This window comes from Phenylobacterium sp., assembly GCF_016793285.1.
GTDB lineage: Bacteria > Pseudomonadota > Alphaproteobacteria > Caulobacterales > Caulobacteraceae > Phenylobacterium.
In genome coordinates this window covers 1-11140 of sequence record NZ_JAEUMO010000103.1, presented here as the reverse complement: position 1 = coordinate 11140, position 11140 = coordinate 1, and the positions used below count along the sequence as shown (strand labels likewise).

At 71.0% G+C, this 11140-nt stretch carries 11 protein-coding genes; 8 read left to right on the top strand and 3 right to left on the bottom strand.

Annotation, left to right across the window (positions count from 1 at the left end):
- The first annotated feature begins 227 nt into the window (after nt 1-227).
- The 8 genes from JNL41_RS10530 (at nt 228) to JNL41_RS10495 (ending at nt 7652) form a co-directional block, all read left to right on the top strand.
- Nucleotides 228-848 carry a DsbA family protein gene (locus JNL41_RS10530; protein ID WP_293474691.1) on the top strand — a complete coding sequence of 207 codons (621 nt, stop codon included), beginning with the start codon at nt 228-230 and terminating at the stop codon, nt 846-848.
- A 1-nt stretch (nt 849) separates the two neighbouring features.
- Nucleotides 850-1512 carry a thioredoxin domain-containing protein gene (locus tag JNL41_RS10525; protein WP_293474689.1) on the top strand — a complete coding sequence of 221 codons (663 nt, stop codon included), beginning with the start codon at nt 850-852 and terminating at the stop codon, nt 1510-1512.
- Between the two features lie 5 nt (nt 1513-1517).
- Nucleotides 1518-4961: a chromosome segregation protein SMC gene (gene smc / locus JNL41_RS10520; protein ID WP_293474687.1), complete on the top strand. Its 3444-nt coding sequence runs from the start codon at nt 1518-1520 to the stop codon at nt 4959-4961.
- Nucleotides 4962-5130: 169 nt separating this feature from the next.
- Complete coding sequence (locus JNL41_RS10515; RefSeq protein WP_293474685.1) at nt 5131-5436, top strand: AtpZ/AtpI family protein; 306 nt, start codon at nt 5131-5133, stop codon at nt 5434-5436.
- Nucleotides 5437-5461: 25 nt separating this feature from the next.
- Nucleotides 5462-6289, top strand: coding sequence for a F0F1 ATP synthase subunit A (locus tag JNL41_RS10510; protein ID WP_293474684.1), 828 nt, complete (start codon nt 5462-5464; stop codon nt 6287-6289).
- Between the two features lie 34 nt (nt 6290-6323).
- On the top strand, nt 6324-6548 hold the full coding sequence (locus JNL41_RS10505) for a F0F1 ATP synthase subunit C (protein ID WP_293349240.1): 225 nt from the start codon (nt 6324-6326) through the stop codon (nt 6546-6548).
- 27 nt (nt 6549-6575) lie between these two features.
- Nucleotides 6576-7157, top strand: a complete 582-nt coding sequence (locus tag JNL41_RS10500) for a hypothetical protein (RefSeq protein WP_293474683.1) — start codon at nt 6576-6578, stop codon at nt 7155-7157.
- Nucleotides 7158-7160: 3 nt separating this feature from the next.
- Nucleotides 7161-7652 carry an ATP F0F1 synthase subunit B gene (locus JNL41_RS10495; RefSeq protein WP_293474681.1) on the top strand — a complete coding sequence of 164 codons (492 nt, stop codon included), beginning with the start codon at nt 7161-7163 and terminating at the stop codon, nt 7650-7652.
- A gap of 374 nt (nt 7653-8026) precedes the next feature.
- Here JNL41_RS10495 and JNL41_RS10490 read toward each other — a convergent pair whose 3' ends face one another.
- The 3 genes from JNL41_RS10490 to gcvPA all read right to left on the bottom strand — a co-directional run.
- The gene (locus JNL41_RS10490) at nt 8027-8410 is read right to left on the bottom strand and encodes a hypothetical protein (RefSeq protein ID WP_293474679.1); all 384 of its coding nucleotides are present in this window, start codon (nt 8408-8410) and stop codon (nt 8027-8029) included.
- Nucleotides 8411-8627: 217 nt separating this feature from the next.
- Complete coding sequence (gene gcvPB, locus JNL41_RS10485; RefSeq protein WP_293474678.1) at nt 8628-10187, bottom strand: aminomethyl-transferring glycine dehydrogenase subunit GcvPB; 1560 nt, start codon at nt 10185-10187, stop codon at nt 8628-8630.
- A 2-nt stretch (nt 10188-10189) separates the two neighbouring features.
- Nucleotides 10190-11140: aminomethyl-transferring glycine dehydrogenase subunit GcvPA (gene gcvPA / locus JNL41_RS10480; RefSeq protein ID WP_293474676.1), on the bottom strand; the 951-nt coding region annotated here is incomplete at its 5' end.

The following is an 11140-nucleotide window of genomic DNA, read 5'->3' as shown; positions in this document are numbered from 1 at the left end:
CCTTGGCGGGGAATGAACGGCGCTGGCGCGCCACCGAGGCGGGAAGGCTCGCGCGGCCGGCCAATTCGCCGCAGCGGCGCGCCCTGGCGAGTTGACTTAAAAGCGCCGCGGTTCCATCGGCAGCTTGCCCCTGAGGGCGCGCTCGGGGGCGCGCTCGAAACGGGGCGCCTTGGGGCGCGCGGGAATCGCGCTTTAATCCTTCGTTCAGAGGCGCTGAAAAGGTCATGATGTCGAACCTCACCCGCCGTTTCCTCATGGTCGCGGCCGCCGCGGGGGCGGCGCTTGCGCTCGCCGGATGCAACCAGGGCGGCGGCGCCGCCGCCACGGGCGACGCCATGTCGATGGGCGACCCGAACGCGAAGGTGAAGATGGAGGAGTACGCCTCCACCACCTGCAGCCACTGCGGCCGGTTCAACAACGACGTCTTCCCGAAGTTCAAGGCGAAGTACATCGACACCGGCAAGGTGCATTACACCTTCCACGAGTTCCTGACCCCGCCCGAGGCGGTGGCGGTCGCCGGCTTCCTGACCGCGCGCTGCGCCGGCAAGGACAAGTACTTCGCCGTCATCGACGCCCTCTTCCGCAGCCAGGAGGAGATGTACGCCAGCGGCGACGCGCGCGGCACGCTGCTGAAGGTCGCCCAGTCGGCGGGCATGAACGAAGAGCAGTTCAACAAGTGCGTGTCGGACGAGGCGGCCAACAAGGCGCTCGGCGAGCGGGTCGAGAAGGCCCAGAAGGACCGCGGGATCTCTTCGACGCCCACCTTCTTCATGAACGGCAAGAAGGTGAAGGAAGGCGAGATGACCCTGGAAGAGCTGGACGCCGCCGTGGCGGAGGCCTCGAAGTAGCGTGGCCGGGTTCACCCGCCGCACCGCGATCCTGAGCGCCGCCGCCGGCGCGACGGTCGCGGCTGCGCCGGCTGTCTCCACGCCGGCGGCGAAGGTCGCGGTCTCGCGCTGGCCGGCCGCGCCGGGGGACATGAACCTCGGCGACCCGCGGGCGCCGGTCCATGTGGTGGAGTACCTGTCGCTCACCTGCCCGCACTGCGCGCACTTCCACGCGGACGTCTTCCCGGCGTTCAAGGCCAAGTACATCGACACTGGCCGGGTCTACTTCACGATCCGGGAGCTGCTGACCGCGCCGGCCCAGGTGGCGGCGGCGGGCTTCCTCATGGCGCGCTGCAAGGGCGACGCGGCGACCTACTTCCGGATCGTCGACCAGGTGTTCAAGAGCCAGTCGCGCTGGCAGCAGGGCGCCATCAAGCCGCTCTTCGCCGAGATCGCGAAGGCCAACGGCATGACCGAGACCCAGTTCGAGGCCTGCCTGGTGGACGAGAAGGGCAACGGGGCTCTCGAGAGGCGCCTGGAGTACGCCACCGGGACCGACAAGGTGACGGGCACGCCCACGTTCTTCGTCAACGGCGTGATGATGAACAATCAGGAGGTCCCGACGCTGGCCGACCTGGACGCGGCGATCGCCAAGGCGGCCGCCAAGACTGGCGGGAGGCGCTAAGCACGGTGCATTTCCAGCGGCTCAGGCTCGCGGGCTTCAAGTCCTTCGTCGATCCGACCGAGTTTCGGATCGAGCCGGGACTCACGGGGATCGTTGGGCCGAACGGCTGCGGGAAGTCCAATCTGCTGGAGGCGCTGCGCTGGGTCATGGGCGCCAATTCCGCCAAGGCGATGCGCGCCGGCGGCATGGACGACGTGATCTTCGCCGGCGCCGACAAGCGGCCCGGCCGCAACCACGCCGAAGTCTCGCTGACCATCGACAATGCGGACCGCACAGCGCCGGCGGCGTTCAACGATCATCCGGTGCTGGAGATCGTGCGCCGGATCGATAAGGGCGCTGGGTCGACCTACAAGATCAACGGCCGCGAGGTGCGGGCGCGCGACGTGCAGCTCCTGTTCGCCGACGCCTCGACGGGCGCGAGTTCGCCGGCCCTGGTGCGCCAGGGGCAGATTTCGGAGCTGATCGCCGCCAAGCCGCAGAACCGCCGGCTGATCCTGGAAGAGGCGGCAGGCGTCTCGGGGCTGCATTCGCGCCGGCACGAGGCGGAGCTGCGCCTGCGGGCGGCCGACACCAACCTGACGCGGCTGGAGGACGTGGCGCGCGAGCTGGAGGCCAGCCACGGGCGGCTGAAGCGCGAGGCGCGGGCGGCCGAACGCTACAAGAAGCTGTCGGCCGAGATCCGGGCGCTGCAGGGCGCGGTGCTCTACGCCAAGTGGGCCGAGGCGAAGGCGGCGGCCGAGCGGCTGCTGGGCGAGGCGCAACGCGCGGCGCGGGCGGTCGAGGAGACGGCGCGGGCGGCGGCGGCGGCCACGACGCGCGCGGCGGACGCGGAGGCGGCGCTGAAGCCCCTGCGCGAAGCCGAGACGATCGCCGCCGCCGTGCTCCACAAGCTCGCCATCGACAAGGACCGCCTCGAGCGCGAGGAGGAGGCGCACGCCGCCGAACGCGCCCGGCTGACGGGCGACGTCGAGCGCATCGACGCGGACCGTGCCCGCGAGGCGCACATCACCGAAGACGCCGAGGTCGCGCTGAAGCGGCTCAGCGACGAGCTGACGGCCCTGCAGGCGCAGATCGCCGCGGCGCCCGAGCGCGGGCCCGAACTGGCGGCGGCGGCCAAGGCGGCCGAGGCTGCGCGGGCGGCGGCGGACGGCGAGGTCGAGCGCCTGGCGGCCGAACTGGCGGCGTTCGAGGCCCAGCGGCGCGCGGCGCAGGCGCGGGTCGAAGAGGCGCAGACGCGGGTGGCGCGCACGCGGCGCGCGCTGGATCAGGCCAGGCAGGAGCGCGCGGCGATCGGCCCGGCGCTGAACCCGGCGGCGGCGCAGGCCAAGGCCGACCTCGAGACCGCGGAAGCGGCGCTGGCGGCGGCGCGGGCGGCCCTCGACGCGGCCGAGGACGAACGGACCGGCGCCAACGAGGCCGAGGTGATCGCCCGCGAGGCGGCGCGCAGGCAGGAAGAACAACTGGGCCGGCTCACCGCGGAGGCGCGCGCGCTGGCGGCGCTGGTCGCCCAGGCGCGGCGCGGCGGGTTCGCCCCGGCGCTGGACTCGGTGGCCCCCGACCGCGGCTACGAGAAGGCGCTGGCGGCGGCGTTCGGAGACGACCTCGACGCGGCGCTGGACCCGGCGGCCCCGGCCTACTGGGGCGGGCGCGAGGCGCCGGCGCCGAAGTGGCCCGAAGGGGCGACGCCGCTCGGCCCGCTGGTGAAGGTCCCGGCCGTGCTGATGGCGCGGCTGGCCTACGTCGCCGTGGTGGCGCGGGCCGATGGCGACCGGCTGCAGAAGCTGCTGCCGCCGGGGGGGCGGCTGGTGTCGGTCGAGGGCGACCTCTGGCGCTGGGACGGCTTTACGGCGCGGGCCGAGGCGCCGAAGCCGGCGGCGGTGCGGCTGGAGCAGAAGACCCGGCTGGCCGAGGTCGAGGCCGAGATCGAGAAGCTGGAGCCCAGGGCGAAGGCCGCGCGCGAGCAGGCTGCGGCCGCGATGAACCGCGTGCGGGCCGCCGACGAGGCGCTCCGGGCCGCGCGGCGCGAGCCGCCGGCGCTGGAGCAGCGGGCGTCGCAGGCGCGATCCGCCATGGAGCGCTACGATCGCGAGGCGGCGCTGAAGGCGCAACGCGCCGCGTCGCTCGACGACCTGATCGGCCGCTTCGAGGCCGAACTCGCCGAACACGAGCAGGCGCTGGCGGCGGTGACGGCCGAGGCGGACGGCGAGGCCGGCGCGGGCGATCTCGCCGAGCGGCTGGCGGCGGCGCGGGCCGCGGCGGGACCTGCGCGCGAGGCGGCCGCCGAGGCGCGGGGCGCCTACGAGATGGAGATCCGCGAGCGCAACGGCCGCGCCGGGCGGCTCGAAACCCTGACGCGCGAGCATGAGGACTGGACCCGCCGCTCGGCGGCCGCCGCCCGGCGGGTGGCCGCGCTGGACGAGGCGCGGCTGAAGGCGCACGCGGCCCTGGCGGCGGCGAAGGATGCGCCGTCCACGCTGGAATCGCGCAAGACGTCGCTGCTGGACGAACTGGCCGTCGCCGAGGCGCGCCGCGCCAAGACGTCGGACGCCCTGGCCGCGGCCGAGCATGAGCGGGCCGAGGCCGAGCGGAGCCTGCGCGCGAGCGACGCGGCGGCGTCGGAAGCCCGCGAGGCGCGCGCAAGCCTGTCGGCGCACTCGGAGGCCGCGACCCAGCGCCTCCAGGAGGTGGCCGCCAACATCCGCGAAGGCGCGCGGATGGAGCCGGAGGAGTTGGCGCGGAAGCTGGCCGACGAGGCGGTGGCGATCCCGTCCGACGCCGATGGCATGGAGGCCCACCTCTTCAACCTCGAGCGCCAGCGCGAATCGATCGGGCCGGTGAACCTGCGCGCGGAGGAAGAGGCCGGCGAACTCGGCGCGCGGCTGGAGACGATGAACGTCGAGCGGGCGGACCTGACCGGCGCGATCGCGCGGTTGCGCCAGGGCATCGACGAACTAAACCACGAAGGCCGCGAGCGGCTGACCGCCGCGTTCGGGGTGATCAACGAACACTTCAAGACGCTGTTCGAGACCCTGTTCCAGGGCGGCCAGGCCGAGCTGCGGCTGGTCGAGTCCGACGACCCGCTCGAAGCGGGCCTGGAGATCTTCGCCTGCCCGCCGGGCAAGCGGCTGTCGACCATGAGCCTGATGAGCGGCGGCGAGCAGGCCCTGACGGCCTCGGCGCTGATCTTCGCCGTCTTCCTGGCCCAGCCGGCGCCCATCTGTGTGCTGGACGAGGTGGATGCGCCGCTGGACGACGCCAACGTCGACCGCTTCTGCAACATGGTCGACGAGATGTGCCGCCGCACCGAGACGCGGTTCATCGTGATCACGCACAACCCCGTGACCATGGCGCGCACCGACCGCCTGTTCGGCGTGACCATGGCCGAGCGGGGCGTCTCGCAACTGGTCTCGGTTGACCTTAGGCAAGCCGAGGCCATGGCGGCCCAGTAGGGCCAGAGGGCGTCGGGCGGACTGTCGCGCCACTTGAAATAATATATAAAATCAAATAGTTATGTCGCCCGTAACGAGCCTTGACGCACTGCACACGTCTCTATAGGTTCCGCGCGACCTGAAGCCCCCGCCGTGGCGGCGACGTGGCGGTCGCAAGGCCATCCCACGAATGCCCCTTCCGGACGAGCCGAACGCCGAGGCGGAAAGCCTCGACCGACGGATCGCCGCGGCCGAGGCGGCGCAGGCCCGGGAGACGAGCGGCGACTCGCACCGGGCCATGGCGCAGGGTTACCGCTTCCTCGGCGAAGTGGTCGGTGGGGTGTTCATGGGAGCCGCCTTGGGCTGGCTCGCGGACCGCTTCATCACACCTGAGCCCCTGGGTCTGGTCCTCGGACTGTTCCTGGGCGCGGGGCTTTCGATCTTCGTGGCGGTCCGCACCGCCGCGCGGGCGCAGAAGAAGAACGACGCGGCCTAGGCCGGATGAGGACTTGAGGACGTAGATGGCGGAAGCGCCGAAGATCGATCCGATGCACCAGTTCCTGATCCACAAGATCTGGGACGGTCCGGTGTTCCAGGTCGGTGGTGTGACGTTCGACATGTCGATCACCAACTCGGTGGGCGCCATGTTCGTAGGCGCCGCCGCGATGATCCTGTTCTTCGTGCTGACGGCGCGGGGCCAGGTGGTCCCCAACCGCGGCCAGGCGGCGGCGGAGGGCATCTACAACATCGTCGACCGCGTGCTGGTGACGCCGATCATCGGCCACCACGGGCGGCCGTACATCCCCTACCTCTTCACACTGTTCTGCGTGATCTTCGTGCTGAACCTGATGGGCGTGATCCTGTCGGTGGGCAGCCTGGCGGGCCAGACCTGGACCTTCACGGTCACGTCGCAACTGGCCATCACCGCGACGCTCGCGGTGCTGACCTTCTTCTCGATCTTCATCCTGGGTTTCATCAAGCACGGCCCGAAGTTCCTGACGCTGTTCTGGGTGCCCGGGATGGGCGTCGCGGGCGGTGCGGCGATGGTCGTGATCGAGATGATCTCGTACTTCGTCCGCCCGGTGACCCTGGCGATGCGTCTGTTCGGCAACATGCTGGGCGGCCACGTGGTGCTGAGCCTGTTCGGCTCGTTCGTCGTGGCCCTGGGCCTGGCGGCGCTGTCGGGCGGGCTGTCGTCGCTGCTCTTCGTGCCGAGCGCGCTCTCTTTCGCGATGATCGTGGGCCTGACCGGCCTCGAGCTGATCGTCGCGCTGCTCCAGGCCTTCGTCTTCACGGCGCTGGCCACGGTGTACCTCAACGAGGTCGTGAACTTCGGTCACGGCCACTAACCCAACCCACTATTCCTCAAGAGGACTATTCAAAATGGAAGCTGAAGCCGCGAAGCTGATCGGCGCTGGCCTTGCCACCTCGGGCATGATCGGGGCCGGTATCGGCCTGGGCAGCCTGTTCGGCAACTACCTGCAAGCCGCGATCCGCAACCCCTCGGCCGCCGCCAGCCAGCAGACGATGCTGTTCCTGGGCATGGCGCTGACGGAAACGATGGGCCTGTTCAGCTTCGTCGTGTCGCTGATCATCCTGTTCGGCTAATCGGCCAGAGGACGCGAGAAGCGCCCCATGGCGATGCAGACTCAAGACCACGCGGCGCCCGCGGCGCCCGGCCACGAGGCCGGGGCTGCCGGCGCCCATGAAGGCTCTGCGCCTGCGGCCGAGCACGCCGAAGGCGGGCTGCCGCAGTTCGACTTCGCCCAGTGGCCGGGCCAGATCGCCTGGTTCCTGATCGTCTTCTTCGGGCTGATGCTCTTCGTGCGCTTCTTCGCGGCGCCGAAGGTGGGCGGCACGATCGAGGCCCGCGAGGGCAAGATCTCCGGCGACATCGCCGACGCCCGCCGGATGAAGGAGGAGGCCGACGCTGAGGCCGCCGCCGCCCAGGCCGAAGCCGCCCAGGCGCGCGCCGCCGCGCAGAAGGTGGCCGCCGAAGCCCGGGCCAAGGCCCAGGCCGAGATCGCCGCGCGTCTGGCGGACGAAGAGAGCAAGCTGGCGGCCGCCGGCGCCGAAGCCGAGGCGCGTATCGCCAAGGCGCGTGAGAGCGCCATGGCCAACGTGTCGGGCATCGCGTCCGACACCGCCCAGGCGATCGTCGCCAAGCTGACCGGCAAGGCGCCCACGGCCGCCGAACTCGCCTCGGCGAAGGGATAAGCGATGGAACTGTTTCTCGACTCCCACTTCTGGGTCGCCATCGCCTTCATCGTGTTCCTCGGCGTGCTGGTGGCGGCCGGGGTCCACCGCCTGGCGTGGAAGGCGCTCGGCGACGCCGGCGCCAAGGTGCAGGCGCAGCTCGACGAGGCCGAGTCCCTGCGCGGCGAGGCCCAGGCGCTGCTGGCCCAGGTGAAGGCCCAGAAGGAAGCGTCCGACAAGCTGGCCGCCGAAATGCTGGCCAACGCGAAGGAAGAAGCCACGCGCCTGCAGGCCGAGGCCCAGGCGAAGGTCGCCGAACAACTCGAGCGCCGCGGCCAGATGGCCGAGCGCAAGATCGCCCAGGCCGAAGCCCAGGCCGCCGCCGAGGTGCGCGCGGCCGCCGCGGAACTCGCCGCGGTGATGGCGGAAGAGGTGCTGGTGAAGCGTCTGGCCGCCTCCAAGAGCGACCCGCTGATCGACAAGGCCATCGGCCAACTGGCGGGGAAGCTGCAATAGTCTGACGAGATCGGGCTGCGCGCGAATTCAGCACCCCTGAAGGCGCGGCCCGTGGCCGGACCCGGCGTTGGGGAACGTCCGGGACCGTCGCCAGTCCACGAACCCCACAATCGCATGAGCAGTTCGCGGCCGCTTCCGCATCTGGGGAGAAGCCGGTCGGCGTATTCCGGACTGTTCCTCGTGCGTTGTGGGGTTCGTGGGCGCCACCCACGCTGAAACCTCAAAGCTCTCGTCATCCTCCGCTTGTCCGGGGGACGCTTTGGACTGTGAGCCCGGTGGCATGGCGGAACGTCGCCGGCATCGCCGTGCGAGGACGGCAGGCTCACAGCCCAATGGGTGGCCCGGACAAGCCGGGCCATCAGTTCAGGTAGGGCTCAGCGGCGCCGGAAGCGGCGGCGGAGCGGCTTGATGAAGCGGACGCGCTGAGGCAGCAGCAGCCGCTCCACGCGGAGCGTCTGGTGGTAGAACAGCGCCACCACCTCGGGCTCGCGGCGCAGCAGGCGACGGATCGGGTAGAGCGTCTTCGGGTAGGCCCGGTGCAGCCGCACGAACTGGCGCCGCGCCTTGAAGCTGTTGCGCAGCACGATCATCACGCCGACCACGATCACCGGGATCCCGCCGGGCCCCGGCAGCGGGGCGATCAGGATGCCGAAGGCGATGACCACCAGGCCAAGCAGAACCAGGCCGCCCCGCTTGATGCGGCCGGCAACTTCGCGCGCGAAGTCGTCCGTGGCGCGGTACACGCGCAGAGAGGGCATGGCGAAAGTCACTTGGTAGTCCTGGGGAGCGTGCGGCGAAGCGGGGAGGTTCCGCCGTCACCGATCCCATATGCGTCTGCGTCGGAGACTCGTAAAGACAGGTCGCCGTTAAATTTTCTCCACCGGCGCCTATTCCGGCGGGGATGGCGCCGGAGCCACACCCCCTATGCAGGGTTGACACAGTCTTGCCGCAGAACCTGCGCAGTTGCGCCGCGATCTACTCCGCGGCGTGCGCCTGCGGCTTCCACGCCAGCGTCGGCTTGCGCGCCGCCAGCGTCTCGTCCAGGCGGCGCATCGGGGCGAGGTGCGGTGCGGCCTTGAACCGATCCTTGTCGTTGCCACGGGCCGCGTTGGCGAGCGCGCGGAGCGCCTCGCAGAAGCGGTCGAGTTCGCGTTTGGACTCGGTTTCGGTGGGCTCGATCAGCATCGCGCCGTGGACGACCAGCGGGAAGTACATGGTCATCGGGTGAAAGCCCTCGTCGATCATCGCCTTGGCGAAGTCGAGGGTGGTGACGCCGGTCCCGTCCAGCCAGCGGTCGTCGAACAGGGCCTCGTGCATGCACGGGCCGTCCGGGAACGCCGGGGTCATGACGTCTGCGAGGCTGGCCTTGATGTAGTTGGCGTTGAGGACGGCGTCCTCGGCCACCTGGCGCAGGCCGTCGCTGCCATGGCTGCGCATGTAGGCGTAGGCGCGGACGAACATGCCCATCTGGCCGTGGAAGGCGCACATGCGGCCGAAGGCGCTCGCGGCCTCGGCGGTGGGCTCCTCGACGAGCCTCAGGCCGTCCGCGCCGCTGACCACCCACGGGGCCGGCGCGAAGGGGGCGAGCGCTTCGGAGAGCACCACAGGGCCCGCGCCCGGCCCGCCGCCGCCGTGCGGCGTGGAGAAGGTCTTGTGCAGGTTGATGTGCATGGCGTCGACGCCCAGGTCGCCCGGCCGCACGCGGCCGACGATGGCGTTGAAGTTGGCGCCGTCGCAGTAGAAGTAGGCGCCGGCCGCGTGGGTCAGGCGGCTGATCTCCAGGATGTCGCGCTCAAACAGACCGCAAGTGTTGGGATTCGTTACCATAATTGCTGCGACGCCGGGGCCGAGCTTGGCTTCGAGGTCGGCGAGGTCGACGCGGCCGTCCGGGGTCTGGGCGATTTCTGTCACATTATAGCCGACGAAGGCGGCGGTGGCGGGGTTGGTGCCGTGGGCGCTGGTCGGCACCAGCACCGTGCGGCGGTGGGCCTGGCCGGCGGCTTCGTGGGCGGCCTTGATGCAGAGCAGGCCGCAGAGTTCGCCGTGGGCGCCGGCCTTGGGCGACAGCGCGACGGCGGGCATGCCGGTCAGCGTCTTCAGCCAGTGGGCGAGGCGGTCCATCAGAGCCAGCGCGCCCTGGGTGGTGGCGACCGGCGCCAGCGGGTGCAGGTCGGCGAAGCCGGGGAGGCGGGCGGCCTTCTCGTTGAGACGCGGGTTGTGCTTCATCGTGCATGAGCCCAGCGGGTAGAGCGCCAGGTCGATGGCGTGGTTCTTCTGGCTGAGGCGCACGAAGTGGCGCATGGCCTCGGGCTCGGAGAGGCCGGGCAGCGGCAGCTCGGCGCGGGTCAGTCCGGCGAGGTCCGAGGCGTCCTGCGAGGCTTCCGGCAGGTCGACGCCGGTCTTGGTCCAGCCGCCGAGTTCGAAGATCAGCGGCTCGTCCTGGACGAGGCCCTTGCCGCCGGTGAGGGAGGTAAAGCCAGAGGCTTGGGCGTCGCCTTCGGGGCGGGTGGGGCGGCCGACGTTGTTCATGGTCATGATCAGGCGGCCTTCAGGGCGGCGGCGAGCGCCGCGATGTCTTCGGAGGTGGTGGTCTCTGTGGCGGCGAGCAGGAGCACGTCGTCCAGGCCCGCGTGCGGATCGAGGCGCGCGTAGGGGACGCCGGCGACGACGCCGTGGGCCAGGGCCGCGTCGACCGCGGCGGCGGCCGGGCCCTTGGTGCGGACGGCGATCTCGTTGAAGAAGCGCGGCGTCAGCACCTCGAGGCCGGCGGCCTTCACGGCATCTGCGAGTTCGCGCGCCTTGCCGTGGTTGATCCGCGCGAGCTGGCCGAGCCCCGTGCCGCCCAGCAGCGTCATGTGGATGGTGAAGGCCAGCGCGCAGAGGCCCGAGTTGGTGCAGATGTTGGACGTCGCCTTCTCGCGGCGGATGTGCTGCTCGCGGGTCGAGAGCGTCAGCACATAGCCGCGGCGGCCCTCCGCATCCACGGTCTCGCCGCAGAGGCGGCCGGGCATCTGGCGGACCAGCTTCTCCCTGCAGGCGAAGAGGCCGACGTAGGGGCCGCCGTAGTTGAGGGCGTTGCCGATCGACTGGCCCTCGGCGACGGCGATGTCGGCGCCCATCTCGCCGGGCGATTTCAGGAGGCCGAACGAGACGGCCTCGGTGGTGACCACGATCAGGAGCGCGCCCTTGGCGTGGGCGGCTTCGGCGATCCTCGTGACGTCGGTGACGACGCCGAAGACGTTGGGGGTCTGGACGACGACGCAGGCGGTCTGGTCGTCGATGGCGTCGATGACGGCGGCCTCGGCGTCGATGGCGGCGGCCAGGCGCTGGATCTCCATGCCCTCGGCGTGGGCGATGGTCTGGGTGACCGCGGCATAGTGTGGGTGGACCCCGCCGCTCAAGATCGCCTTCTCGCGGCGGGTGACGCGCTGGGCCATCATCACCGCCTCGGCGCAGGCGGTGGAGCCGTCGTACATCGACGCGTTGGC